Genomic DNA, 25,741 nt, shown 5'->3' on the forward strand with positions numbered 1-25,741 from the left:
ACCGATGAAAAAGGTGCGAAAGCTAGGGCTAATTAGCATTATGATCGTGGTCATCAGCGCCTTACTTGTGCAAGCTTATTTGATTCGGGGAAGCCAACTGACAACGATCAAGTACGATCAGCCACAAGTTCATTATTCGAGTACTCCGACCTTATTAATCCCTGGCTGGGGCGGAAATAGTTGGACTTATCAAAAGTTAATTCAGCAAACGGCTAGGCAAAACGTTGCGCAACACACCATGACCGTCTGGGTTTCCCCCAATGGTCATGTGCGAGTTAAAGGGTCTGTGCAGGGGAAAAAGAATGCTTTAATTCAGTTATTGTATACTTGGAATTATTCGCCAACTTATCATCCTCAAGTGCGCCAATTGAAACGCGTTTTATTGGTATTAGCCCGCGAATATCATGTGCATGACCTAAATATTATCGCCCACTCTTATGGTGGAACTGAGTGGTTACATGTTTATATCGCTAATCGGCAAATCCAACAGCAAATTAATTTCCACCGGGTGATTCTCCTTGGCGCCCCCGCAGATGAAACCTTTGGTGCACGGACCAAATATACAAAATGGCTATTTAAAAAGTCGAGTGACCCCAACTTTTTGGCACTTGAAAGGCAAATTCAAACGGTCAAACTCCAAAGTGATGATTACATCTATAATTGGATGGGCCAAAATGCCCGGGGAACGGATGGTGAAGTCCCAACTGTTCAATCTGAAATGCTGGCATCATTAATAAAAAATAAGCGCATCCATTATCAGCAACGGATTTTCCCTCATACTAGCCACACCGCTTTACATCAAAAAAAAGTTATTCTAACGGCGATTAGCAATGTTTTATGGCATTAAGTCTGTGTAGAAAAATTATCGAGTAAGCCCAACCATCGTTAGCGCTTACTCTTTTTTGTTTTGCATGTGGTACAGTAAAGGAGTAACTAATAATTTTATTGGGGTTATTTTAGGCTAACAACCCTATTGCCGAGCGAAATGTGATAAAGTTAATTGGCAAGTCAACAAGGAGGAGTGATCGTTTGATCAGTTATAGTAAACAATTTATTAATAATTTTTCATCAATGAAGACTGATCCCACTGATAAACCATCTCGCCTTACGAATTGGTATGTAAAACCAGCCTGGGTAAATCAGTTCGACCTTTTATTATATATTAATGAAGCTACCAAGCTTCCCATCATCGTTCCAGGAACGGAGTTTTTGCGGGTAGAACCAAACATTGTCTTTAAGCATTTGTTGATCGTGATGATGGTAAATAACCATTTTACCCGTGAAAAAGCTAACCAGTATTTGAAATTGGTACTCGCAAATGGGCAAATTGTCCCCCAGATAACCACTAACTTTGCGGTCGAACGGGCTAACCAAGAATATCAAGGCGCTTTAGCTAATTTTGATGGTCCCTTATTAGATGAAACCGATCAAGAAAAGCTATTTAACAATTTATTAAACCTTTCGATGCAGCTAGCCCAAAGTAAGGGTGAGTCAGCAAACCAACTACTAACGCAATTTATACAACGCGTACAGTTTGATCTTCAAAATCCAGTCCCTGTGACGGCAAAGTCAAGTGAAATCTTGCGTGAATACGCGAAGTTCTTTGAGGATCATTTAATGACGGCTGAAAATCCCGAATTTTCGTCTTTGGTGGTTAAAATTCGTCAATTAAATGGCAGCTTACTTAACGACTTCAAACAATATTTGCGCGATGAAGCGGAAGTTAGCAGGGTTACTGCGGCTGATGCCTTAAAACTCGTTGAAACTTACCTTAATGATTACCTATTGCAAATTCACCCATTAACACTGGTAAGTGATTTGACCAACTTGGCTAGTTTCATGGCCAGTCCTTTGGCTCAAAAGTCGGATTTGTCATTGTTAGAGCAAGTTTGGGTTTTTGAACAGTTTGGAAAATTTTTGGCAAAAGCTTTATGGGCTTATGACCTTGATATTACTAAGGATTACTTACGCGTCCTCTATGAAGCCCAGCGTTCCTTAGCTAAAGCAGAAAGTGAAGCGGACCCCCAACTTGAAGTAGCCCAAATGGAGAGTCAAATCCAACAAATGCTCATGTACATGCTGAAAAAGAATCAAACAATGTTGACGCGGATTATCACTGATATTCCGGCTGAACAGCGGCAAAAGCTCAAAAAAATCATTGATGACGTTGAACAGAAAGCAAAAAAATAATTGATATATCACTTTAGTAAAGGGGAGTGAAACGATTGGCGATTCTTAAATTTGAGGGCGTTAAAAAACAATTTGGCGATAACGTAATCTTAAAGGATATCAATTTTGAAATTGAGGAGGGTAAGTTCTATACCATTTTGGGCCCATCAGGGTCCGGAAAAACGACCATCTTACGACTAATCGCCGGGTTTGACTTCCCAAATGCCGGTACGATTTACTTTGATAGGCAAAAAATTAACCAACTACCAGCTAATAAGCGACAAGTCAATACAGTTTTTCAAGATTATGCCCTTTTTCCGAACCTTAACGTCTTCGACAATATTGCTTTTGGCTTGCGCTTAAGACGAATGAAGAAAAAAGAGATCCAATTACGCGTGGCTGAAGCCCTAACCTTAGTACATCTCGAAGGATATGCCCACCGGGAACTCGATGAACTTTCTGGGGGTCAACTGCAACGGGTCGCCATTGCGCGGGCGATCGTCAACCGGCCAAAAGTCTTGCTACTTGATGAAGCCTTATCTGCTTTGGACCATAAATTACGAAAGGACATGCAAGCTGAACTACGGGCCTTGCAACGGCAACTTGGGATCACCTTTATCTTTGTAACTCACGACCAGGAAGAAGCCTTAGCGATGAGCGATCAAATCATGATTATCAACGATGGTTTGATTGAGCAATCAGGGACCCCAGTTGACATTTACGATGAACCATTAAATCACTTTGTAGCGGATTTTATTGGTGAATCAAACATCATTCCAGCCACAATGGTACGGGACTTTGCCGTGGCAATTGATGGCAAAGAGTTTATTTGTGTTGACGCCGGAATTACTCCTGGCGAAGCAGTTGAAGTTGTTCTCCGGCCAGAAGATTTAGATATTACCACGGTTGAAAAGGGAAAATTAACCGCAACCGTTGATTCCCAACTTTTCCGGGGAGTCGATTATCAGATTATGGTTCATGATACAGACGGTCACGAGTGGAAGATTAATTCCATCCATAAAACTACAGTGGGTAAGCAAATTGGCATTACTTTTGATCCTGAAGACATCCATGTGATGCGGGCCAACGAAACCCAAGCTGAATTTGATGCCCGGCTCAAATCATACCAGGGGGTAGTAGAATGATAACTAAAAAGCACTGGTTCTTCTCGCTACCATACTATTTATGGCTTGCCCTCTTTGTAGTTGCCCCGTTAGTGTTGATTTTTTATCAATCTTTTCAAGGTTTAAATGGTCATTTTACGGTCCAAAATTACGTAAATTTTGCCGAATCAGGGGTTTATTTAAAGATGACCTTTAATTCGGTTTGGTATGCCTTTTTGATTACCGTGATCACCCTCATAATCTCATACCCGGTGGCTTACATCATTGCTCAATTTAAGAGTCGGGATTTTTGGTTGGCCCTGATTATTATGCCAACCTGGATTAACCTACTATTGAAGACCTATGCCTTTATCGGTATTTTAGGGGAGAATGGGTCAATTAATAATTTCTTACGGTTCATCGGGGTTGGCAGTCACCAACTGCTCTTTACCGATGCTAGTTTTATGTTGGTAGCAGCCTACATTGAATTACCATTTATGATCTTGCCAATTTACAACTCGATTGTGGCAATTCGCCCTTCTTTAATTAATGCTAGCTTAGATCTTGGCGCTAGTCGATGGCAAACCTTCCGCCGAGTGATCTTACCGCTGACGAAAAATGGGGTCTTTGCGGGAATTCAAGCCGTTTTTATTCCATCGCTCTCCCTCTTTATGATTACGCGGTTAATCGGTGGTAACCGGGTGATTACTCTTGGGACGGCAATTGAAGAACATTTTTTAACCACCCAAAACTGGGGAATGGGTTCCACAATTGGGGTTGTCCTAGTTGTAGCAATGTTAATTGTTATGCTATTAACTGATGATTCAGGGAAGGGGGTTCACCGATGAAAAAAAGACGAACCCTGAGTAAAATCTATCTGGCAGTGATCCTCATCCTAATGTATGCGCCAATCTTTTACTTAATCTACTATTCGTTCAGTTCTGGTAATACCATGGATGGGTTCAAACATTTTTCCTGGAAACATTACCAAGCGCTCTTTGTAGACACACGGATGATCAGTATCGTCTTAAATACGATTATTATTGCTCTTTTAGCAGCCTTGATTTCGACTGCAATCGGAACGAGTGGCGCCCTATTGATCCAGCGTATTAAGCACCGAGCTTGGCGACAAAACGTTTTGGTTTTAAATAACATCTTGATGGTTTCACCCGATGTTATTATTGGGGCTAGCTTTTTGATTTTCTTTACTTTTTTGGGAATTAAGTTAGGTTTTTGGTCGGTCCTTTTAAGTCACATTGCTTTTTGTATTCCAATTGTGGTACTGATGGTCCTTCCGAAGGTAAAAGAGTTGCCGCGTTCCTTAACCGATGCCGCTTTTGACCTTGGGGCAACGCGGTGGCAAGCCTTTTCTCAAGTGACCATTCCAGGGATTATGGACGGAATCAAGGCGGGATTTTTTATGGCACTCACTTATTCATTGGATGACTTTGCGGTAACCTTCTTCGTTACGGGAAATGGGTTTTCAACCTTGTCGGTGGAAATTTATTCCCGGGCCCGGCAAGGAATTGACCTTGAAATCAACGCTCTTTCAACCGTAATGTTTTTGGTTTCACTAGTGCTGGTTTACGTTTACTACCGGTTCTCAGTTAAGCCATCCCCGAAAGGAGGTCGCTAAAGATGAAAAAACTCTTGGCAGCAATTATCGCCTTGATCGCAGTCATTGCTGGCTTGATCGCTTGGAATCATCAATTAACGGCCAAACAAAGTACCACTTCAACCACTAAAACCTTAGTAATCTACAACTGGGGGGACTACATTGATCCCAGTTTAATTAAAAAGTTTGAAAAGCAGACCGGTTATCAAGTTGATTATGAAACCTTCGATTCAAATGAAGCGATGTTAACCAAAATTGAACAGGGTGGTACTCGATATGACTTAGTAGTGCCGAGTGAATACACGATTCAACGTATGAAAAAGGAGCACTTAATTCAGCCCTTAAATCATCGGGAAATCCCTAACATGAAGTACTTAGCACCGCGATTCTTAAACCAAAATTTTGATCCCCATAACAAGTACTCAGTTCCTTATTTCTGGGGAACTTTGGGAATTATCTATAACGATCAATTGGTTAAAAATCCACCAAAGCACTGGACGGACTTATGGAAACCAGAGTATCGCAATCAAGAAATGCTTTACGATAGTGCCCGGGATATGATGGCAATCGCTTTGATTACTCAAGGACATTCAGTTAACACTACCAATAATGGTGAATTGCAGGCCGCAGAACAAAAATTACGGGGGCTTAGTGGTAATACAAAAGCCGTCGTGGCTGATGAAATGAAGATGTATATGAAACAAGATGAAGCGGCGATTGGGATTACTTATTCTGGGGATGCGGCCGAAATGATGGCGGTCAATCATCACTTGCACTATGTTGTCCCAAGTGAAGGAAGTAACATTTGGTATGATAACTTTGTTATTCCCAAGTCAGCCAAAAATGTTAAGGCGGCTAACGCCTTCATTAATTTCATGTTAGAACCCAAGCACGCTGCCCAAAATGCTAAATATGTGGGGTATGCGACCCCAAATCAAGGGGCGATGAAGTACCTAGCTAAGTCCGTTACGAACAATAAAGCGTTCTATCCTGACAAACAAACCATGAAACATCTCCAAGTTTACCGGGATTTACCAAAGAAAGTTAACCAAGAATACAACGACCTATTTTTGGAATTTAAAATGTTTGTTAAGTAATGTGGGATCGTTTGGCAAAATTAATCGCTGGTGTTAGAATTATCGCAGTTAGGTAAAAAAACGAGAAGGGGGCCAATGGGACTCACTTCTCGTTTTTAAAAAGGGGGAATTTCATGTACAATAAACAATTTAAATACCCAGATACCAAAGCATTCGAATTTGTGACAAAGCGTTTGAAACAACGGGGCGTTGACCTTCATGAATTAGCAGTCGACGCTTATGATTTGCAAAAGGAGTTCATTCCCGAATTAACCGTCGATGAATGTTACGAGTCATTGATCACGGTTTTGCATAAGCGGGAATTGTTAAATAATGCCATGGTCGCGCTTGAACTTGACCGCTTGACAGAAGCAGGATTAATTGAAGAGCCTCTACAATCAATCATTGAAAATGATGCCGGCGTCTTCGGGGTGGATGAAGCCCTTGCCTTGCAAATTTCCGAAATTTATGGAACAATTGGCGCCACCAACTTTGGCTACCTAGACCGGGTGAAATCTGGGATCATTAAGCATTTTGACACTGATGAACACCATGTTAATACCTTTATTGATGACCTTTTAGGGGCCATCGTAGCTGCCGTGTGTGGAAAAGTTGCCCATCATTATGCTTAAAAAAAGTCGGGTAAGAGGACGAAACTCTTAACCCGACTTTTGATTTTTATCCAATGGACCTTTTTTTATTTCCACCACAACTTAATCAGGGCTTGGGTCCCCTCGTTGCCAAGTTTTTTGTCGTCAACAAGGGTCGTATAGAGTTGTTTGGCTAAGGCAGTGCCAGGCAGGTTTAACTTCATCGCTGTGGCCTCATCAATTGCAATCCGTAAGTCCTTTAAAAAATGCTTTGCAAGAAAACCTGGGGTGTAATCGCCCTTTAAGATCCGTGGTCCATAGGTTCCGAGGCTAAAGTTTTCTGCCGCCCCACCTTGAAGGGTTTGCATCACTTGCGCTGGATCCAAGTTGGCTGCCTTAGCATACACAAGCGCTTCCGTTAAACCAGTCATTGTTCCTGCAATCATAATTTGATTAGCCATCTTGGCATGCTGGCCGGCGCCGTAAGACCCAAAATAGTTAACTTCTTTTGAAAATTCGCTAAAGAGTGCTTTTAAATCATCCAAGGCAGTTTGGTCACCGCCAACCATCACAGTTAACGTCCCGTTTTGCGCACCAATGTCGCCACCAGAAACCGGCGCGTCAATTACGCGGACTTGTTTTACCTCACCAGCTTTACCAATTTTTTCAGCAAGGGATGGCTTACTGGTAGTCATATCAACTAAGATTTGACCTGGGTGAGTATTTTTGAGGATGCCATTTTCACCGAAGTAGATTTTTTCAACGTCGGTTGGGAAACCGACCATCGTGAACAAAACATCGACTTGCTTAATTAAGGCAGCCGGACTATCAACCCAAGTTGCTCCTTGATCAAGAACCGTTTGAGCGTGCGCTTTAGTCCGGTTATAAACCCTAACTTTTTCACCATGCTTGAGGAGGTTTGAAATTACGCCTGATCCCATGACCCCAGTCCCGATGAAACCAACTAGCATATTAATCACTCCTTGATTCAAAATAAAAAAGATGAGTAGCATTCTGCCAACTCATCTTCATTATAATCCTAAAGTTGATCTAGAGCTTGCTTAAGATCAGCGAGGAGGTCTTCTTCATCTTCAATCCCAACTGAGAGGCGGATTAATTCATCCTTAATCCCATTCTTCAAGCGGATTTCCCGGGGAATTGATCCGTGGGTCATTACTGCTGGAACTTCAATCAAGCTTTCGATTCCACCAAGACTTTCTGCTAGATCAATTAGCTTCAAATTTTCCACAAACTGCTTCGTACTAAGCCCTTCCTTGAGTTCGAAGGAAACGATTGCCCCAAAATGCTTCATTTGCTTAGCGGCAATTTCGTGACCGGGGAAGTCTGGTAAGCCAGGGTAGAGGACGCGGTCAACCCGAGGGTCGTTAACTAAGAAGTCAACGATTGCTTGAGCATTTTCGTGGTGAACTCGCATCCGGGCTCCAAGGGTCTTAATACCGCGTTGTAATAACCAAGAATCATCAGGACCTAAAACCGAACCAATTGAGTTTTGAAGAAAGGCAAGCTGTTTAGCGATCGCTTCATCGTTGGTCACTGCTAAACCAGCAACAACATCAGAATGACCACCGAGGTACTTGGTGGCGGAATGAACGACTACGTCAGCCCCAAGTTGAAGGGAATTTTGGTTGTATGGGGTGGCAAAAGTATTGTCAACCACCGTTTTTACCCCGTGGGCCTTGGCAATCTTAGCAATTGCTTCAATATCAGCAATTTGCAATAGCGGGTTAGTTGGCGTTTCTAAGTAAATGGCCTTGGTGTTAGTTTGAATTGCGGCTTCAACAGCTGCTAAATTTTGCATGTCAACGACCGTAAATTCCATCCCAAACCGCTTGAGAACCTTGTTAATAAGCCGGAAAGTTCCTCCATAAACATCAGATCCAACCACAAAGTGATCGCCACTTGAGAACATTGAGAAAACAGCATGAATAGCGGCTGAACCAGAAGCAAAAGCAAAGCCGGCCACGCCACCTTCAAGTTCAGCGATTAACTTTTCCAGGGAAGCGCGCGTTGGGTTACCAGTCCGCGCATACTCCCACTTTGGTTCACCACCTAAAATATGCTGGTGAAAGGTTGAGGAACGGTAAATGGGGGTTGAAACTGCTCCGGTGGCGGGATCTTCACTATAACCACCGTGAATTAAACGTGTATTGAATTTCATTAATCGTAAAATCCTTTCCTTTTGATTATTTGACTTCTAGTAATGACCATAGTTTATCCTTACTAAAAATTAGTGTCAATCAATCTGGCAAAAAAGATAATTATTGATAAAAGAACCTGTTGTATAATGATCGTATTCAGCTAAAAAACGGAGGGAAAGTTATGCTTTATCATGCAGCCTTAGTTTTGGAAGGTGGGGCCATGCGGGGCCAATATTCAACTGGAATTACCGACGCGTTTTTAAAACACCATCTTGAGTTTGAAAGTGTAATTGGTGTTTCAGCGGGGGCGCTTTGTGGCGCGCAATTTGTCTCGAAGCAATACGGGCGAATGGTCCATGTAAATACTACTTATCGGCACAACGCTGATTATATTTCAATGCGCCGACTCCTAAAGAAAAAAGAAGTCTTAAACCTTGATTTTCTCTTTGAAGACCATGGTTGGGATTGGCATAACTTTGATGAACGAGCCTATGAGCGATCAGCCTCGCATTTTACGATTGTAGCAACGGAATTAACGTCGGGAAAAGCCGTCACCTTTACTGATCCAACTGGCAAAGAGCTCGAAGTCGATCTAAAAGCTTCAAGTTCAATGCCTTTCTTCACAGCACCCCAAAAAACAACCGCTGGGGAATGCTTAGACGGTGGTCTAGCCGATTCAATTCCGTTTAATATCGCCCAAGATCAGGGATTTGATAAAATTGTCGTTGTTCGGACCCGTCCAAGTGATTACCGAAAAAAGCCAACGGGAAAAGTATTAAAAGAAATGTTTGAACACAGGTTTAAAGACTACCCTAAATTTGTGGAAACTGCTATTAAGCGACCCGAAATGTACAATCAACAGGTTAAGACCTTAAATCACCTGGTAAGTCAACATCAAGCCTACGTTTTTAATCCCAACAATACGATCAAGGTGGGCCGACTTGAAAATAATACCAAGAAAATCCAAAAGCTTTATCAACAAGGGATGGAACAAGCTGAAGCGGAGTTACCAGCTTTAATGGCATACTTAAATGAGTAAACCATTTGACCACTAATTTGGTCTTCGATAAAATGCTTTTTAGAATAATGATAAAGTGAGGTTATGTAAATGCAACGAGTAGCGATTGTTGGAGCTGCCCGAACACCAATTGGAAAGATGGGAGGCCTGCTTGCATCACTCTCAGCGGTTGAATTAGGGACAATTGCAATTCAAGCAGCGCTTGATCGGGCTCAAATTGAGCCAACGGTAGTTAATGAAGTTTATATGGGAATGGCCATCCAGGCTGGACAGGGCCAAAACCCAGCACGCCAGGCAGCCATGCATGCTGGCTTACCTGAAACGGTTCCCGCAATGACGGTAAACGTCCTTTGTGGTTCGGGGATGCAAGCAATCTCCTTGGCAGCTAAGCAAATTCTTTTAGGGGATGCAAAGATTATGGTTGCCGGCGGCATGGAAAGTATGTCTAACGCTCCTTACCTTTTAAAGAAGGGGCGGTTTGGCTACCGTTTTGGTAATAGTGAACTCATTGATAGTCTTAGCCAGGATGGCTTAACGGATGCTTTTTATCATTACCCAATGGGGATGACGGCAGAAAACCTTCTTGAGCGGTATCCTGTTTCGCGCAAAGAGTTAGATGCTTTTGCCTTGCAAAGTCAACAACGAGCAATTAAAGCAACGCAAAGTGGACGGTTTAAGGATGAAATCATCCCCGTAACCGTAAAGACAAAGAAAAAAACCTTTGTCGTCAGCGAGGATGAACCTATTCGGGAAACTTCGATGGCTGCCCTCGCAAAACTAAAACCGGTCTTTAAAGAGAATGGCGATGTTACTGCCGGTAATTCGTCGGGAATCAACGATGGAGCCGCTGCCGTAGTTCTGATGGACGCAGAAATGGCCGAAAAAGAAGGCTACCCAATTCTTGGATACTGGATTGATGGTAATCTAGTTGGGGTTGATCCGGCCATTATGGGGATTGGTCCGCTACAAGCAACTAATAAATTGATGAAGAAACACGCATTACAAACTAATGACCTCGACCTAGTTGAAGTGAACGAAGCCTTCGCGGCTCAATCAGTAGTTACCATTCGAGAGCTTGGCTTAAATCCTGATATTGTCAATGTTAATGGGGGAGCCATTGCCCTTGGCCATCCCCTTGGTGACTCCGGGGCCCGGATTATCGTTACCTTACTTTATGAAATGCAAAAACGGCAATCAAAGTTAGGTTTAGCCTCCCTTTGTATCGGTGGTGGCATGGGAGCGGCAACACTGATTGAACGGACTAAATAAAGCTGAAAGGGGCTGGGAAGAAACTCACGTTTCTTCCCAGCCTCTCTTTCATTTCCGAATGTTACTCAGTAACTAAGGTCAAAAAGCACGGCCTTAGCGGATAAGTGCGAACGAAAGGTCGATTCTAATGAATCAACCTTCGTCCTTCTTATCCCAACCAGGCCGTCAAGGAGCTTTTTTCCCAACCTCTTTCTGGTTTGTTTTCCTTTCAAATTCTTCATATAATAAAAATTAAGAATTTAAAGGGCAGGTTAATCATGCTAACAGTTTACGATTTAAAAAACCAGCAAATGCTACAACAACCAAATTTTTGGGATTTAACCACGGGTTTTGACTCTTTTCGGGGAGTCTCGTTTGTAGGATCGTTTAGGATCATTGAAGATGAATTGCTTCCCCGGTTTAAAACGATCAAACTGATTTTAGGGATGGAAGATAACCGAACCGGTCAAAAGATGGAACAAGTCTATAACGTTCCCCGGCGGGTCCAAGAACTTGAAGCCGCAAGTGATACTTTTCTAAACCGCATTAGTGATGAGAGCCTTCAGCTCCGCTTTACCAAAAAGGACCTTTTTCATAGCAAGTATTTCTTACTGGAGAACGAAACGGATTTTGTCCTCTTTAATGGCTCAATGAACCTTACTAAGCAAGCCATGACAAAGAATCATGAAGTGGTTTGGATGTATCATGGACAAAAGGATCAACCGGCTGATCAAGCCATTTACCAAGCCCACCGAGCATTATTTAAAAGCAATTTTACTGAGGATAGTACGGATTATCTAAACCGCAAGTTAATTGACCAAATCCGGGGTAAGGATCGGCAAACAATCACCGCGGTCTTAACAGACGAAGTTGCCAATGAAGTTAACACGCAGGTTAGTCTCTCAAAAGATGAAATTACTGCCGTAAGTGACGATCAGGCCCGGGAAAAGGTCTTGAAGCCCCATTGGGTAAAAGCGGTTCAAGCAGTTTATACGCCAAAGGGAAACAAACGGCGAGACCAGAGTCAAGCCAACGAGAACGCGAAAGTTCTTTATTATCAAGCCTTTTCCCAAGCTGAAAAACGGGTTATCCAAGCAAATGATCTCTATCCCAAGCCAATGTGGACTTACGATGAAGATGAGCGCGCAGTTTTGGTACAGAATACCGTTACCAATCAATACGAACCGTTAGTGGAGCCAGAGTTAACCAAAGAAGATCTTGAAACCTTTGTTGACGTCGTTGATAGTTTTCGGACGAATAAGGTGCGGGATGAAAGTTTACAAGCGCTAACCGCTTTTCTTTACTTAATGACGGCTCCGATGATTTGGAAGATCCAAGAAATATACCGCCATTCTAACTTTAGCCGTTCGGCTGACCAAGTGCCTTTGTCCTTAGTTTTAATTGGTCGGGGGACTACGGGGAAAACGCTCCTTGTCCGGGACTACTTTAAACCTTTTACTGGCGATACTTCACCAAGCGTTCAATACGCCGAGATTAATAATTCTAACAGTGCACGGAGCGAACGGGCAGTTAATTTTTTGGACCATTATTTACGCTCAAAACGCTTCATCTCACCAATGATTATTGATGAACTTTACGAGAATTTCTTTCATTTGAAGGTGGCGACGAATGCTATCAAACAATGGTCGAACACGATCACTGGAATTCATAACACGAGTGTTTTTGCAATGAATCACAATGCCTCTAGCAAGGGAATTAATAATCTTGAAGAAATTACCAAACGGGTTTATTACTTGTCATTTGAGGCTGGTTGGTTACCACAAGCTGATCAAAAATATGATTACCACATTCTGCAAAATAGCCTTAACGACCACTTATATCGGACCGTGGTTTACCGGCTGAATCAGCGGCTAAACCACCTTTCCGGGGATGAAGAAAGCCGGTTAATTCACGATTACCTCAGTTTAACCCGGGAAATCTTGAAAGAAATTTTGGCTGAATTTGGTTTCACTGATCGATTGGCCGCAATTATTGATCAACACTACGATTACAAGCAAGATCAAAATAAAACCATCTGGCGGATGTTGCTAGCTGAAAATAACTTCAAGAATGTTTACTTCACCGATGGGGATGACCAGCATTTCACGGTTTCCAAGGCGATTTTTAACGACTTAAAATCAAACATGTACCAAAATAATAACGAAACCCTAGATAACTACTTTAATATGCTACCTCGCGAACTCGGCATTGGGATTGTGCAAAATGACATTGGGATGGTTTTAAATATTGATAAATTCGACCATTTCATTGGCGAACCACTCGTCCGGCGCTATTACGAGCGGCAACATCAAAAGGATCACCAGCAAGATGCTCTGAGTCAATTAATTGCCTTGCAACAAGAAGAGAGCAAGCAACGCGCAATTGCCGATCAAAAACGGGACCAATTATTAAATGAACTCGCCAAAAAACAAACCCAAAAGTCAACAAGTTTCTTTGGGAGACTGTTTGGAAAGGATAAGTAGGGAGGAAAACCTCTCGCTGGTCTGGGATAAGAAGGACGAAGGTTGATTCATTAGAATCGGCCTTTCGTTCCCCCTGATCCGCTAAGGCCGTGATTTGGAGCGAACCAGCCAACTGGTTTGGCGTTTGTGAGCCCATGCAAGGCTGAAGCGGCTGGTGCGACCGCTAGGAAAGCAACTGCCATTTGACCTTAGTTACTAAGTAACATTCGGAGATGACAAAGGGGCCGGGAAGAAGCATTTGTTTCTTCCCGGCCCCTCTCTTTTTGATTAGTGAAACACTACCGGTTTATTATACTTTTTCATCAAATGGCGTAACGAAGCGCGGTGGTGTTGGTTAAATTCAATATCGGTAAAATCATAATCAAGATGGGAGCGATCAATTACCCCAATGTAGTGGGTATAATCTTCATGACCTTCAAGGGGTTCCATTTCAACCCGTTCAAGCACCTTTCGTCCCAATAAAAAAGCATCTCGCTTCATCGGGGTTGGTTGTTTGGCTAAGGTTAGCGCCGTCCGAAGATACCGGTTAGATGGTGTCCGGGTAATTGGTAACCGTTTGGGAAAAGCCGCAAGTCGTTCTTTAGTGGGCGTACCGCCAACAAGCTTAGCGAGTTTAGCCTCATGCTCCGCAATAGCTGGCGCGTTAGTTAAAATCCCGCGAGGTGCTTTTTTGATCGTTAATTGTTCACTTGTCGGTTCAATCAAATAAGTCCCCGTATCATCCGTTAAAATCCAGTGGAAGGGGTGAACAATGTCCTTGTCATACCATTGTTGACCAATAATTGCAATTTGAGTCAAGTGATCAGCAACTTCTTTGACATTCCGGTGCTGAGTTAAGATCCAAGTGATTACGTCTTGAGGGGTCAGATTAATCCGGTAAAACTGCGGGCTGTCGTAGTAAGTAACTTGATTGGGAAAATATAATTCAGCACAAGCTAAACCAGCCGAGTTGACTGCATCCCCAATGAGGTAGTGACCATCAGCGAGCCGCATTCCGCCTAAAAGGGCGTACTTTCCCGTTAAGTACTTTTCACTGGGCCGAATTTGCCACTGATAGCCGACTGGGACATAGGTTAACCGCCATGGAGTTGCTTTTTGGGGAAAGTCCATTGTCCGCCCAAAGTAGGCGTTCTGGGTACGATCTTTAAAGGTGATTGCTGTACACATCTTAGTTATCCTCCGGGTTTTCGTGACTAATCTTTGCTAAGGCATCTTTTTGAACTTGTTGATCCACATGGGTATAAAGATCCGTTGCTGAGGTACCTTTTTGTCCCAATTGTTGACTGACAAGCACCTGATCTTTGGTAATTGCATAAAGCTCTGAAGCCAGGGTGTGACGAAGTTTATGCGGTGTCAAAGGATGACCAAAGGCCGAAGAATACTTTTTTACCAATTTTTCAATTGAATTCGCACTAATCCGGCGGGTCTGACCGTGGTAGTTAGTCAAAAAGAAGGCGACATCTTTTTTGAGGGCATGATAGCGTTGGACGCGAATGGCTTGGTAACGTTTGAGGTAGGGAAGTGTCCAAGGAGCAATTGGCACACTGTCTTTTTGCCCCCCTTTTCGGGTCACATCAAGCATATTTTGTTGCCAGTTTAAATCGCCAACATTTACATTGGCAGCTTCCGAAACCCGGACTCCGGTCCCCAGAATCAAAGCAATAATGGCCAGATCCCGTTCACCATTGATTTTAAAAGCCGTTTGGGCCCGTTTATCACATTGCTTGGGATATTCTTGCTCAATGAAGTTTAAAAAATCAAACTTTTGTTGTCCCCGATACATATGCGAAGCAAGTGCATGAGCCCGATAATTTAACGTTTGGGTGCTATTTAAAGAAGGTATTTTTAGCATTACATTCCGATCAAAATACGGTTTACCGTTATTATTATCCGCCGTAATGGTTAAAAATTTAAACAGGGAGCGGAGAGCATTAATTGAACGGTTGATTGAAGTCGCTGTATTTTGCCGGCCCCGGGCATTGGTACTGTGTTTTAAATAATCAATGTAGAGCATCACATCATCCCGCCGAAGCTTAGCTAGCGTTGAGGTTTCGATAGCTGAATTGGAAGTCGCTGAACTAATCTGATTAGTCCTTAGCCAGGTAAAAAAGCGACGAAACTCGGTCAAATACTGGTAAGTCGTGGTTATCGAATGATTGGTTCCCCGGTAATAAGCATTGACATAATCTGGTAAGTTAGTTAATTCCTCTTCAATTAATTTATGATAACGATCGGCTTCCACAAAACCCCTTCTTTCAACGTTTTCTTTCCATTTTATCATTATCTCGCTGAAAAGGAAGGCATGCTTTTTAAGCAGAAATGAATAATTATAATTTTACTATGCGTATAAATGTTTAAGCATTCATTGCTGATCCATTGGGAAAGACAATAGCATAGAATTTATTAATCTGCTAAAATATACCCAATAAAAGCGATTACATAAAAAGGAGATTATCATGATCGTTGCTACGAAAAAATCTGACCAAGTCCAAGTACTCTCGACGTTAAAACTAAAGGTACGCCCAGTTCAACCAACCGAACATGATTTAACAATCCTCCAAGCAATTGCGACCGAAAGCTTTATTGCAACTTTTAGTCCATATAACTCACTCCGAAGTGTCGTTGAATATGCTAGTGATAATTATAACCGCCCCAAGCTCCAAGCCGAAGTTGGCGCACCAACTTCGCGGACTTTCTTTCTCGAAAGTAATGGCCAGCCAATTGGTTACTTGAAGCTTAATTGGGGACCAACGCAGACGGAAACTAATTTCCCAAAAGCGATGGAAATCCAACGCATTTATTTACTTCCCCAATATTGGGGACAACATCTTGGCAATTACTTAATGGAATATGCCCTCAGCTATGCTAAAGGCCACGGGTTTAAGCAGGTTTGGTTAGGCGTTTGGCAAAAGAATCAACGCGCGCAAAGTTTCTATCATCGGTATGGTTTTAAGCCAGTTGGAACCCATCGCTTCTTGATGGGTGACCATTATCAATGTGATGACCTTTTATCGAAGGAAATCTAATTGTTTTATTGCAAATGCAATTAAGAATAGTAAACTAGACCCAAGGGAGGGATGAAATGATCGCAATATTACGGGAAATTGGGACGATTGCCCGGGCACTAGATTCAATTGCAAACGTTGAGTTTAAGCAACATCAACTTGCCCGTGGGCAGTACCTTTACCTCGTCCGAATTGCGGAACAACCCGGCATCATTGCGGATCAACTTTCCAAACTCCTTAAGGTAGATCGTGCCACAGTTTCAAGAGCAGTTAGGAAATTAGTTGCTCAAAAGCTGGTTATACGGCAAACTGATACTCAAAATCAACGCTTAAAACATTTGTATGTGACTGAACGCGGACGGGCTCGAGCAAATCTGATTGAACGGGAGAACCAATATTCCGAACGGGTTGCTCAGACCGGTTTATCAGCAAGTGAACAAGCTCAATTAAAACACTTGTTGGTGCGAGTCGCCAAAAATGTTGGCGCTGATTGGGAACAAGTTAAAGCGGGAAGACACCGCGAATACTAGTGAGAAAGGATGAAGTGAAAGTTGAAGGTAGTTGGTTTATCGGGTTCGGTTGCTGGATCTCAAACCGTTACGACCATGCGTGAAGTTGAAAAAGAAATTGGTCGTTCATATGGGACGGACGTTCAATTTCAATTTGTGGATTTACGTGATTTGAAGGTCGAACCAAGCGACGGGCGAAATTTTCATGAATATGAAGGTGATACCTTAAAAGTAGCTACCGCTCTTGCTGAAGCAGATGCCATTGTAATTGCAACCCCAATTTTTCAAGGCTCAATTCCAGGGGTTTTAAAAAACGTTTTGGATCTTTTACCTGAAGACGGGTTGCGTAACAAAGCGGTTGGCATTATCGTTAATGCCGGATCACCCCGCTTCTTCTTGGCAGCTGAATACCAATTAAAGCCCGTCTTGGCCGCTATGAAGGCGAAGGTTGTGACAAATATTGCCTTTATTGAAGCCCGGGAGATTTACCGGACGGAAATCATTGAAGATGAAACGAAACATCGAATTGACCAAGTAGCTCGGGAGACGGTGGACTTAGCGCGCTACTTGCAGTCAAAGGGGGACTAACCATGTTAGATAATGTGACTGTGGACCAAAGTTTCTTTGATACTTTCCCGGGAGCCCAAGTAAACATTTTGTTTGTGGACGGGATTGACAATCACAACACTAAGCTTTCTGAAGCTGAACGGCGGAAGATGCTTAACCAAGCGATGGACCAAGCTGCAGATGAATTCTTAGGGGAAGCTCAATTTGCTAAGAATCCGGTAGTTGCCGAATGGCGGAAAGCCTACCAATCCTTTAAGAAGAAGAAGGGGGCTCGTTCTTCAATTGAGGCCCTCTTGAAGCGGGTGGACAAAGAAACCGGGATTTCAACAATTGATCCGTTAGTTGATCTCTACAACTCCGTTTCGATTGCTAATGGGGTACCCGTTGGGATTGAAGACCGTGACAAGATCCAAGGGAGTTTACGCCTTGGGGTGGTTCATGAAGGGTTAGCCTTTCAACCAGTTGGGGCCGACAAGGATGAACCGACCCTTGAAGGGGAAGTAGCTTGGTATGATAACAACGGTGCCGTTTGCCGGTGCTTAAACTGGCGGGATGCTCAACGGACGATGCTTGACGAAAATTCGCAAAACATCGTTGCCGTGATTGAATCAGTTAACCCCGTCCAAGCGGAACGGGCAGGCATCGCGATGAACCGCTTAGCTGAATTAATTGAAGTAAACTTTGGGGTTAAGCCATTGAAAAATGTGGTTTTAACGGCCGAAAATCCAAGCGTTACCGTTACCGATTAGGAGGATTAATAATCCATGCGGCTAATTATTACTGATCAAGCAAGTCAAGCAATGATTGAGGAACTCAGTTTGCAAGCTGGCGATGGGGTAAAATTCTTTGCCCGCCAAGTTCCCGGTCAGCCGGTTAATCATGATCATAAGCAAGGTTATGCAAAAGATAACCAGCCGGATCGGCCAATTATTCATGTAAAAAAAGATGGGATTGATTACCACATTAACTTCGAAGATGCGTGGTTTTTCGGGAGTCATGATTGCTTAATCGATTATGACCAAAAAGAAGGGGTAATTTTCACCTTTCCAGATGCGCCAGATGGAATTTCAAGCGCTTCAATTGATTATGAACGCTTTTTACAATAAAAGACCGTAATTTTACGTAATATTCGGAGATATGAGCAAGGCTAGGCAGATGAAACACGCTTTCATTTGCTTAGCCTTTTTATATATTTTTTGCATGTTTATCGTAATTTGCCAAAATTAGTAAACTCAGTTCATCCTTTTTATATGTATTTTTTAAATGTATCTTTATTTCACAAAAACCACTACTAACGTTGATGTTTAAACGTTTATTCCAATGGTGACCAAATTGTATATCTGCATAAATTAACTTTTTATCAGATAATACTTGCATATTAATACGAAAGTCGCTACAATACTTAACAATTATAAATATACAGATTTAAGGGAGATATTAATTATGGCAAAGGATAAAGTTGTTTTAGCTTATTCAGGTGGTTTGGATACATCCGTTGAAATTGCGTGGCTCAAAAATAAGGGTTATGACGTCATCGCCGTGTGTATTGACGTGGGTGAAGGCAAAGACTTGGAAGCAGTTAAAGAAAAAGGGTTAAAAGTCGGTGCTGTTGAGTCAATTGTGATTGATGCAAAAGAAGAGTTTGCGCATGATTATGTCTTGCCAGCTCTTCAAGGACATGCAATGTACGAGAATAAATATCCACTCGTTTCAGCGCTCTCCCGGCCCTTAATTGTCAAGCATTTAGTGGAAATTGCAAAGGAAAAGGGCGCCATTGCGATTGCCCATGGATGCACAGGGAAAGGTAATGACCAAGTCCGGTTTGAAGTTGGTATTCACGCTTTAGCCCCAGAGATGAAGATTGAGGATCCAATTCGGGATAACCACTGGGCCCGGGAAGATGAAATTGACTTCGCTAAAGAAAATGGGATTCCAGTGCCAATCAATAAGAAGAGTCCTTACTCAATCGATGAAAATCTCTGGGGTCGGGCGAATGAATGCGGGATCCTAGAAGACCCGTGGGCCGCAGCCCCTGCTGATGCGTATGATCGGACAGTAGCCTTAGAAGATACGCCAAATACCCCAGATGTGATTACGATTAGCTTTGAACATGGGGTACCAACAGCTTTGAACGGGCAACCAATGTCCCTTGCCCAATTAATTATGACCTTGGATAAGTTAGCTGGTAAGCACGGAATTGGGCGGATTGACCACGTCGAAAACCGGCTAATCGGCATTAAGTCCCGGGAAATCTACGAATGCCCAGCAGCAACGGTTTTATTAGCGGCCCACAAAGACATCGAAGATATTGCGACAGAAAAGTCTTTAGCTCATTTTAAGCCAATCGTTGAGAAGCAACTAGCTGATCTGATCTACAATGGCCTTTGGTTTACGACCTTGATGGACAGTTTGCAAGCCTTTCTAGCAGAAAGCCAAAAGGATGTCAATGGGATTGTCCGGGTTAAGCTCTTTAAAGGCAATGTAATTTGCGAAGGGCGGAAGTCACCAAATTCCCTTTATGATGAATCTTTGGCTACTTACACAGCTGCTGATCAATTTGATTCCGAAGCTGCCGCTGGCTTCATCAAACTTTGGGGGTTACCAACTCAGGTCTATGCACAAGTTCATGATAAGTTGAAGGAGGATACGAATGCCGACCAATAAACTTTGGGGTGGTCGGTTTAAGGCCACTGTTTCTGAAGCAACGGACGAATTTGGGGCATCAATTAGTTTTGACCAATTGATGGCCAAAGAAGATTTAATGGGTTCCCTTGCCCACGTTAAAATGCTAAAGGCCACTCACATTTTGCCGGCTCAGGATGCTGATCAAATTATTGCCGGTTTAAAAGAACTTCAAGCAGAACTAGCGGCCGGAAAACTAACTTTTACTGTTGAGAATGAAGACATCCATATGAATATGGAAGCTTTACTAACGGAAAAAATTGGCCCGGTTGCAGGAAAACTCCACACCGCCAGGAGCCGTAACGACCAAGTGGCAACCGACTTTCATCTGTACGTTAAAGAACGGTTACCTAAAGTAATTGCAGCAATCAAAAATCTGCAGACTGTCCTGGTGAAAAAAGCAGAAGCCAATGTTGAAACGGTCATGCCTGGCTATACCCACTTGCAACATGCCCAGCCAATTTCGTATGGGCATTACCTGATGGCATATTTTGCGATGTTCCAACGGGATGTTGAACGATTTGAGTTCAACCAAAAACATACCGATCTCTCACCACTGGGCGCAGCGGCTTTAGCTGGAACGACCTTCCCCATTGATCGGGAAATGACGACTCAGGAGTTAGGCTTTGCATCCCCCTATACTAATTCGTTAGATGCCGTTTCTGATCGGGACTTTGCGCTTGAATTCTTAAGCAATGCCGCAATCTTGATGACGCACCTTTCGCGCCTTTGCGAAGAAGTTATTTTGTGGTCATCTTATGAATTTGGCTATTTAGAATTAGCTGACCAATACTCAACTGGAAGTTCGATCATGCCGCAAAAGAAAAATCCTGACATGGCTGAACTAATCCGGGGAAAAAGCGGCCGGATCTTTGGTAACTTAATGGGCCTCTTAACCGTTATGAAGGCTTTACCGTTGGCGTACAACAAAGATATGCAAGAGGATAAAGAAGGGGTCTTTGATACCGTTAAAACAATCATCCCGGCATTATCCATCATGGCAGGGATGTTAGCAACCGCAACGGTAAATAAAGCCAAAATGCAAGCGGCGACAGAACGGGATTTTTCAAATGCAACAGAACTAGCGGACTACTTGGCGGTTAAGGGAATTCCTTTCCGACAAGCCCACGAGATCGTAGGTGAATTAGTATTAAAGGGGCTTCAAACTAATACAACCTTACAAGAGATCCCACTAGCTGAATATCAACGAATTCTGCCTGAAATTGGAGAAGATGTTTACCACGATTTACAAGCTAAGGTAGCCGTTGAACGTCGGCAATCACTTGGTGGTACAAGTTTCAAAGAGGTAATGAAGCAAATTGCCGCTGCCAAAGAAATCCTTGGTCAAGGTTAAACTATGATTAATTTATCAGGAAGTTATTAACTTATTTCTGGATTTGTGATAGGATGGTAACATTAATTAATGAAGTGAGGGAATAAGATGTCAAAGTATGTTGTTGAATTATCAGCAGAAGACTTACAAATGTTGAAAGATTGCCATTCTAAGAATCCTTCAATTATGAAGACTTTAGATGAGGCAAAGGAAAAGTAATTTTCTAGTTTTTCACACTCGGTCCCAAAACTCATTTAAGAACACCTAAGAGACTGGCGACAAAATATCGCTAGTCTCTTTTTTTTAATCAAACAAAAGCTACTGCTTACCATTTGTAAACGTTTTCGTGTTATACTAAAAACCAAGGAAATTTTTAGGAGGAATAACGATGGCAATTCAAAATTTAGCAGTGATTGGGGCCGGTACTCTTGGTAGTCAAATTGCTTTTCAATCCGCATTAAAGGGAATTAACGTTGCTGTTTGGAACCGTCACTTAGACAAAGCCAAACACCGGCTTCAAGGTTTAAAACCTCACTATCAAAAGGATCTAAACCTTGCCGGGGATGCTTTTGATACGGCTTATCACAAGATGTTTTTAACGACTGACCTAGCTGAAGCGGTTAAAGACGCTGATCTGGTGATCGAAGCCGTTCCGGAAGCAATCGAAATCAAAGCGCAAATGTACGCTGAACTTGCTAAAGTTTTACCAGCAAAAACGATTGTCGCAAGTAACTCTTCAACTTTTATGCCAAGTCAACTTGTTCAATATACCGATCGGCCGAACAAGTTCTTGCACATCCACTTTGCAAATGAAATTTGGAAATACAACGTTGCTGAAATTGTTGGGACTTCAGCTACCGATCCTACTGTAATTGAGGATGCGGTGGCCTTTGCCAAGACAATTGGGATGGTGCCAATCCAGATGCATAAAGAATATCCTGGTTATATCTTGAATGCATTGCTAGTTCCATTTCTAAATGCGGCCATGACGGCTTGGGCAAAAGGAATTGCTGATCCGCATGAAATTGATAAGGATTGGATGATTTCAACGGGTGCCCCATCCGGACCATTCATGATTATGGATATTGTTGGTTTGCGGACCCCTTACCAAATTTCAATGAATGACTATAACCAAACCGGTAATCCAGATGCTAAATTGATTGCCGATAAGCTTAAGGAAATGATCGATGCTGGTCATTACGGCCAAGAAGCAGGTGAAGGTTTCTACCATTATCCCAATGCTGAATTCTTAGATCCAAACTTTTTGAAAGCTTAATATCTCCCAAAAATTAGGAGCAAGGAAATGGTTTTTCTTTTACTTTGACTACCAACTTATATCCTAAAGAGCGTTTGCTTAGATCTCACCAGCTAGAAAATTTGATTGTAATGGTGCCTTTTATTAATTCATAATTTGGATCATTAACGATTGAGGATAAGCATTTTGAATTTACTTAACCACTAACTATAATAAAGATTAAGAAAGGAAGATTTAAATGAAGAGTGCATTTTTTGAAGGAAAAGGAAATATCGTCATTAAGGACGTTGCTAAACCAACCCTTCAGGCTGACGATGATGTGATTATCAAAGTTTACCGGGCCTGTGTTTGTGGTTCCGATCTCTGGGCATTTCGGGGCTTCGATGATAAACCAGCCGATTCTATTAATTCCGGTCATGAAGCGATTGGGGTGGTTGAAGAAGTTGGTTCTGCGATTACCACGGTTAAACCGGGGGACTTTGTAATTGCCCCATTTACCCACGGCTGTGGCCACTGTCCAGCTTGTTTAGCCGGTTTTGACGGAGTTTGTCAGGATCACACTGACAACTTTAGTGAAGGAACCCAAGCCGAATACTACCGGGCTCAACACGCTCAATGGTCACTAGTTAAGGTTCCAGGCAAGCCTGAAGACTACTCGGAAGCCATGCTAAAGTCATTGTTAACCCTTGCGGATGTCATGGCAACTGGTTACCATGTGGCTGCTATCGCAAACGTTAAGCCTGGGGATACGGTAGTAGTAATGGGGGATGGGGCCGTGGGTCTCTCCGCTGTAATTGCCGCTAAACTTCGAGGAGCAAAGAAAATCATCACTACTTCCCGTCACACTGATCGTTTAGCTCTTGCTAAGGAATTTGGGGCTACCGATAACGTTGCTGAACGGGGCGCTGAAGGTGAAAAGCAGATCTTGACTTTGACGAATGGCTTTGGAGCGGATGCGGTCCTTGAATGTGTTGGTTCACGGGCTTCAAATCAAACGGCCTTAAATGTTGCTCGTCCTGGTGCGATCATTGGCCGGGTTGGTTTACCCCATGATGCAAAATTTGATCTAACGATGCCTTTCTACAAGAACATTAGCTTAGCTGGTGGTCCTGCTTCGGTAACCACTTACGACAAAGAGTTACTCTTAAAAGCGGTTCTTGATGGTAAGATTAACCCAGGGAAGGTCTTCACCCAAAGCTACACGCTCGATGAAATTAACCAAGCCTATCAAGATATGGCTGATCGGAAGACGATTAAGTCATATGTAGTAGTTACAAAATAGTGAAATGCAATCATGAGGTTGGGAAAAAAGCTCCTTGACGGCCTGGTTGGGATAAGAAGGACGAAGGTTGATTCATTAGAATCGACCTTTCGTTCGCACTTATCCGCTAAGGCCGTGCTTTTTGACCTTAGTTACTGAGTAACATTCGGAGATGACAAAGAGGCTGAGAAGAAACACGAGTTTCTTCTCAGCCTCATTTGAAGAGCATAAAAATTAGAATACTTCAAGGTGAAGTTGATTTTCACCAATAAAACCAGCCTTCTTCATAAAGAGGTAGATTACTAATGACATAACTCCAGGAACAACGACCCCAAAGGCCATATAGGTTGCAAATTGATCCCAACCACGGGAAAGGTAAGCGATTGGAGCGATCAAAGAATTAAGCCCTAAGAAGCCACCTAGAGTGTAGGTAGAACGAAAATGAAAGAGAACCGTTGCAACCGGAGCACAAACTGCCGCTGAAACTAACGATGGCACTAGTAGATAAGGATTTAGCAAAAGATTAGGGAATTGAAGTTTTGGAGTTACAACCCCTTGGGCAATGTTGGCTCCTAATTCGTTTTGCCGCCATGACATTACCGTGAAGGCAACGAATTGCGCGGTCGTTCCAATTAACGCTGCCGCCGATGAAACTGGATCAAGCGTCAAGGCAACTGCTAAGGCCGCCGATGACGCCGGTGTCATTAAGAATAGTGACCAAACTAATGAGATTACAACTGAACCCAAAACGGGGTTAACCGTCATTGAATGTGCAATATAAGCGGATACTGCTAACAGGGCAGGGGTAACAATCGCCGCAACAAGTAAACCAAAGCCAACCCCGACGGCTAAAGCCCCAAATGGAACAAGAACCATGTCAAGTGGCGTTTTACCAGTTAAGTATTTACCGACGAGAACACAAGCAACGGCGGCTAAAAGGGCCGAAATGGGTTGCCCAGAAGTCATTACCGGAGCCCCAACGGTTGAAACGAATGCTTGGCCGGTTGCGGTAGTGGTATGTACAGTGGCGTTAGTAAAATGGACCGCATTGGCACCGACAGTTGCTGAAACGAGTGAGGCGAAAGTTACTAAGGTGGTTGTATTTAATTGTGAAGCTACGGCCACCCCGATTGCTGGGGCAAGTAAGGCTTGGGCTTCAGCGCCAACTAAGGAAAGCGCTTGGACACCGGTTAGGTTACCAATGGTTGAAAGTAACAGGCCACCCCCTAAGACCACTAGGATGGCATTGGCAGTTGCGGCGAACACCCGATATAATGCTTCTTTGAAGCGGGAGGCATTCGCGTATGTAGTAGATGCTTGCTTTGAAGTAGGTTTAACACTAGCTTCCATGAGCAATCCCTCCTTGAATATGTATATTTAATTTTGTTGGTGTTAGTTTACGAGAGCCAGATTAAAAAGTCAACCCTAATTTTTAATCTTTTTCTAATCATTTGTCCCTGGTAGTTTTTCTGACCAGTTTATCAAGCGCTTCCATGATTGAAATATCAATATTTTCTCATTGGACTTTTATTTGAGATTCCCCCGAGCCATAAGCTAGAATTAAGTAAAGAGAAAGATTAGAGGTCTGATACCTTGAAAAAAGATGAAGCGAACTTTGGGACTAGCCAGACTATTTTATTTTGACCAGCTGGACTGCACTCAAAAGTT

Annotated in this window: 25 protein-coding genes; 19 read left to right on the forward strand and 6 right to left on the reverse strand. The window is 42.8% G+C overall.

Annotation, left to right across the window (positions count from 1 at the left end):
- The first annotated feature begins 4 nt into the window (after positions 1-4).
- From GTO83_RS05195 to GTO83_RS05225, 7 genes are all read left to right on the forward strand, one after another.
- Positions 5-847, forward strand: coding sequence for an alpha/beta hydrolase (locus GTO83_RS05195; protein ID WP_180872046.1), 843 nt, complete (start codon positions 5-7; stop codon positions 845-847).
- Positions 848-1,029: 182 nt separating this feature from the next.
- Complete coding sequence (locus tag GTO83_RS05200) at positions 1,030-2,190, forward strand: hypothetical protein (RefSeq protein ID WP_180872047.1); 1,161 nt, start codon at positions 1,030-1,032, stop codon at positions 2,188-2,190.
- A 41-nt stretch (positions 2,191-2,231) separates the two neighbouring features.
- Positions 2,232-3,314 carry an ABC transporter ATP-binding protein gene (locus tag GTO83_RS05205; protein ID WP_180872132.1) on the forward strand — a complete coding sequence of 361 codons (1,083 nt, stop codon included), beginning with the start codon at positions 2,232-2,234 and terminating at the stop codon, positions 3,312-3,314.
- Positions 3,311-4,120 carry an ABC transporter permease gene (locus GTO83_RS05210; protein ID WP_180872048.1) on the forward strand — a complete coding sequence of 270 codons (810 nt, stop codon included), beginning with the start codon at positions 3,311-3,313 and terminating at the stop codon, positions 4,118-4,120. Before GTO83_RS05205 ends, GTO83_RS05210 begins: the two co-directional genes overlap by 4 nt.
- Positions 4,117-4,908: an ABC transporter permease gene (locus tag GTO83_RS05215; RefSeq protein WP_180872049.1), complete on the forward strand. Its 792-nt coding sequence runs from the start codon at positions 4,117-4,119 to the stop codon at positions 4,906-4,908. The genes GTO83_RS05210 and GTO83_RS05215 overlap by 4 nt, the downstream gene beginning before the upstream one ends.
- A gap of 2 nt (positions 4,909-4,910) precedes the next feature.
- Positions 4,911-5,984, forward strand: coding sequence for a PotD/PotF family extracellular solute-binding protein (locus GTO83_RS05220; protein WP_180872050.1), 1,074 nt, complete (start codon positions 4,911-4,913; stop codon positions 5,982-5,984).
- A gap of 113 nt (positions 5,985-6,097) precedes the next feature.
- Complete coding sequence (locus GTO83_RS05225) at positions 6,098-6,595, forward strand: phosphatidylglycerophosphatase A (protein ID WP_180872051.1); 498 nt, start codon at positions 6,098-6,100, stop codon at positions 6,593-6,595.
- Positions 6,596-6,660: 65 nt separating this feature from the next.
- Here GTO83_RS05225 and GTO83_RS05230 read toward each other — a convergent pair whose 3' ends face one another.
- Together GTO83_RS05230 and GTO83_RS05235 are read right to left on the reverse strand one after the other, a co-directional pair.
- Positions 6,661-7,524 carry an NAD(P)-dependent oxidoreductase gene (locus tag GTO83_RS05230; protein ID WP_180872052.1) on the reverse strand — a complete coding sequence of 288 codons (864 nt, stop codon included), beginning with the start codon at positions 7,522-7,524 and terminating at the stop codon, positions 6,661-6,663.
- Between the two features lie 68 nt (positions 7,525-7,592).
- A complete protein-coding gene (locus tag GTO83_RS05235; protein WP_180872053.1) occupies positions 7,593-8,732 on the reverse strand; it encodes a PLP-dependent aspartate aminotransferase family protein in 1,140 nt (379 codons plus the stop codon).
- Positions 8,733-8,893: 161 nt separating this feature from the next.
- On the opposite strand from GTO83_RS05235, the gene GTO83_RS05240 reads away from it, so the two are divergent.
- From GTO83_RS05240 to GTO83_RS05250, 3 genes are all read left to right on the forward strand, one after another.
- Complete coding sequence (locus tag GTO83_RS05240) at positions 8,894-9,751, forward strand: patatin family protein (RefSeq protein ID WP_180872054.1); 858 nt, start codon at positions 8,894-8,896, stop codon at positions 9,749-9,751.
- A gap of 69 nt (positions 9,752-9,820) precedes the next feature.
- Complete coding sequence (locus GTO83_RS05245) at positions 9,821-10,999, forward strand: acetyl-CoA C-acetyltransferase (protein ID WP_180872055.1); 1,179 nt, start codon at positions 9,821-9,823, stop codon at positions 10,997-10,999.
- A gap of 257 nt (positions 11,000-11,256) precedes the next feature.
- The gene (locus GTO83_RS05250) at positions 11,257-13,461 is read left to right on the forward strand and encodes a phospholipase D family protein (protein ID WP_180872056.1); all 2,205 of its coding nucleotides are present in this window, start codon (positions 11,257-11,259) and stop codon (positions 13,459-13,461) included.
- Between the two features lie 50 nt (positions 13,462-13,511).
- Here the strand turns inward: GTO83_RS05250 and GTO83_RS10955 are convergent, their stop codons facing one another.
- The 3 genes from GTO83_RS10955 to xerS form a co-directional block, all read right to left on the reverse strand.
- Positions 13,512-13,643: a hypothetical protein gene (locus GTO83_RS10955; protein ID WP_255463186.1), complete on the reverse strand. Its 132-nt coding sequence runs from the start codon at positions 13,641-13,643 to the stop codon at positions 13,512-13,514.
- A gap of 85 nt (positions 13,644-13,728) precedes the next feature.
- Complete coding sequence (locus GTO83_RS05255; protein ID WP_180872057.1) at positions 13,729-14,628, reverse strand: linear amide C-N hydrolase; 900 nt, start codon at positions 14,626-14,628, stop codon at positions 13,729-13,731.
- 1 nt (position 14,629) lies between these two features.
- Entirely contained in the window at positions 14,630-15,703 is a 1,074-nt protein-coding gene (xerS, locus tag GTO83_RS05260) for a tyrosine recombinase XerS (RefSeq protein WP_180872058.1), read from the reverse strand.
- A 214-nt stretch (positions 15,704-15,917) separates the two neighbouring features.
- Between xerS and GTO83_RS05265 the strand changes: the two genes are divergently transcribed.
- The 9 genes from GTO83_RS05265 (at position 15,918) to GTO83_RS05305 (ending at position 24,094) form a co-directional block, all read left to right on the forward strand.
- Positions 15,918-16,487: a GNAT family N-acetyltransferase gene (locus tag GTO83_RS05265; protein WP_180872059.1), complete on the forward strand. Its 570-nt coding sequence runs from the start codon at positions 15,918-15,920 to the stop codon at positions 16,485-16,487.
- Positions 16,488-16,543: 56 nt separating this feature from the next.
- Positions 16,544-16,996: a MarR family winged helix-turn-helix transcriptional regulator gene (locus GTO83_RS05270; RefSeq protein WP_180872060.1), complete on the forward strand. Its 453-nt coding sequence runs from the start codon at positions 16,544-16,546 to the stop codon at positions 16,994-16,996.
- Between the two features lie 21 nt (positions 16,997-17,017).
- Positions 17,018-17,563 (forward strand): NADPH-dependent FMN reductase, encoded by a 546-nt coding sequence (locus tag GTO83_RS05275; protein ID WP_180872061.1) that lies wholly within the window; start codon positions 17,018-17,020, stop codon positions 17,561-17,563.
- Positions 17,564-17,565: 2 nt separating this feature from the next.
- The gene (locus GTO83_RS05280; protein ID WP_180872062.1) at positions 17,566-18,291 is read left to right on the forward strand and encodes a B3/4 domain-containing protein; all 726 of its coding nucleotides are present in this window, start codon (positions 17,566-17,568) and stop codon (positions 18,289-18,291) included.
- Positions 18,292-18,306: 15 nt separating this feature from the next.
- On the forward strand, positions 18,307-18,648 hold the full coding sequence (locus GTO83_RS05285) for a HesB/YadR/YfhF family protein (RefSeq protein ID WP_180872063.1): 342 nt from the start codon (positions 18,307-18,309) through the stop codon (positions 18,646-18,648).
- 337 nt (positions 18,649-18,985) lie between these two features.
- Positions 18,986-20,206: an argininosuccinate synthase gene (locus GTO83_RS05290; protein ID WP_180872064.1), complete on the forward strand. Its 1,221-nt coding sequence runs from the start codon at positions 18,986-18,988 to the stop codon at positions 20,204-20,206.
- On the forward strand, positions 20,193-21,578 hold the full coding sequence (gene argH / locus GTO83_RS05295) for an argininosuccinate lyase (protein ID WP_180872065.1): 1,386 nt from the start codon (positions 20,193-20,195) through the stop codon (positions 21,576-21,578). Before GTO83_RS05290 ends, argH begins: the two co-directional genes overlap by 14 nt.
- A gap of 367 nt (positions 21,579-21,945) precedes the next feature.
- Complete coding sequence (locus GTO83_RS05300) at positions 21,946-22,833, forward strand: 3-hydroxyacyl-CoA dehydrogenase (protein ID WP_180872066.1); 888 nt, start codon at positions 21,946-21,948, stop codon at positions 22,831-22,833.
- 217 nt (positions 22,834-23,050) lie between these two features.
- Positions 23,051-24,094: a zinc-binding dehydrogenase gene (locus GTO83_RS05305; RefSeq protein WP_180872067.1), complete on the forward strand. Its 1,044-nt coding sequence runs from the start codon at positions 23,051-23,053 to the stop codon at positions 24,092-24,094.
- A 213-nt stretch (positions 24,095-24,307) separates the two neighbouring features.
- On the opposite strand, the gene GTO83_RS05310 is transcribed toward GTO83_RS05305, so the two are convergent.
- A complete protein-coding gene (locus GTO83_RS05310; protein WP_180872068.1) occupies positions 24,308-25,423 on the reverse strand; it encodes a PTS transporter subunit IIC in 1,116 nt (371 codons plus the stop codon).
- Between the last annotated feature and the right edge of the window lie 318 nt (positions 25,424-25,741).

Origin of the sequence: Lactobacillus sp. 3B(2020) (assembly GCF_013487845.1) — a bacterium.
Classification (GTDB): domain Bacteria; phylum Bacillota; class Bacilli; order Lactobacillales; family Lactobacillaceae; genus Limosilactobacillus; species Limosilactobacillus alvi.

Bases quoted from the DNA above. Each gene is read 5' to 3' on its own strand.
- GTO83_RS05195 (WP_180872046.1), top strand. From the start codon at position 5: ATGAAAAAGGTGCGAAAGCTAGGGCTAATTAGCATTATGATCGTGGTC.
- GTO83_RS05210 (WP_180872048.1), top strand. From the start codon at position 3,311: ATGATAACTAAAAAGCACTGGTTCTTCTCGCTACCATACTATTTATGG.
- GTO83_RS05215 (WP_180872049.1), top strand. From the start codon at position 4,117: ATGAAAAAAAGACGAACCCTGAGTAAAATCTATCTGGCAGTGATCCTC.
- GTO83_RS05220 (WP_180872050.1), top strand. From the start codon at position 4,911: ATGAAAAAACTCTTGGCAGCAATTATCGCCTTGATCGCAGTCATTGCT.
- GTO83_RS05225 (WP_180872051.1), top strand. From the start codon at position 6,098: ATGTACAATAAACAATTTAAATACCCAGATACCAAAGCATTCGAATTT.
- GTO83_RS05230 (WP_180872052.1), bottom strand. From the start codon at position 7,524: ATGCTAGTTGGTTTCATCGGGACTGGGGTCATGGGATCAGGCGTAATT.
- GTO83_RS05235 (WP_180872053.1), bottom strand. From the start codon at position 8,732: ATGAAATTCAATACACGTTTAATTCACGGTGGTTATAGTGAAGATCCC.
- GTO83_RS05240 (WP_180872054.1), top strand. From the start codon at position 8,894: ATGCTTTATCATGCAGCCTTAGTTTTGGAAGGTGGGGCCATGCGGGGC.
- GTO83_RS05245 (WP_180872055.1), top strand. From the start codon at position 9,821: ATGCAACGAGTAGCGATTGTTGGAGCTGCCCGAACACCAATTGGAAAG.
- GTO83_RS05250 (WP_180872056.1), top strand. From the start codon at position 11,257: ATGCTAACAGTTTACGATTTAAAAAACCAGCAAATGCTACAACAACCA.
- GTO83_RS10955 (WP_255463186.1), bottom strand. From the start codon at position 13,643: ATGGCAGTTGCTTTCCTAGCGGTCGCACCAGCCGCTTCAGCCTTGCAT.
- GTO83_RS05255 (WP_180872057.1), bottom strand. From the start codon at position 14,628: ATGTGTACAGCAATCACCTTTAAAGATCGTACCCAGAACGCCTACTTT.
- GTO83_RS05265 (WP_180872059.1), top strand. From the start codon at position 15,918: ATGATCGTTGCTACGAAAAAATCTGACCAAGTCCAAGTACTCTCGACG.
- GTO83_RS05270 (WP_180872060.1), top strand. From the start codon at position 16,544: ATGATCGCAATATTACGGGAAATTGGGACGATTGCCCGGGCACTAGAT.
- GTO83_RS05280 (WP_180872062.1), top strand. From the start codon at position 17,566: ATGTTAGATAATGTGACTGTGGACCAAAGTTTCTTTGATACTTTCCCG.
- GTO83_RS05285 (WP_180872063.1), top strand. From the start codon at position 18,307: ATGCGGCTAATTATTACTGATCAAGCAAGTCAAGCAATGATTGAGGAA.
- GTO83_RS05290 (WP_180872064.1), top strand. From the start codon at position 18,986: ATGGCAAAGGATAAAGTTGTTTTAGCTTATTCAGGTGGTTTGGATACA.
- argH (WP_180872065.1), top strand. From the start codon at position 20,193: ATGCCGACCAATAAACTTTGGGGTGGTCGGTTTAAGGCCACTGTTTCT.
- GTO83_RS05300 (WP_180872066.1), top strand. From the start codon at position 21,946: ATGGCAATTCAAAATTTAGCAGTGATTGGGGCCGGTACTCTTGGTAGT.
- GTO83_RS05305 (WP_180872067.1), top strand. From the start codon at position 23,051: ATGAAGAGTGCATTTTTTGAAGGAAAAGGAAATATCGTCATTAAGGAC.
- GTO83_RS05310 (WP_180872068.1), bottom strand. From the start codon at position 25,423: ATGGAAGCTAGTGTTAAACCTACTTCAAAGCAAGCATCTACTACATAC.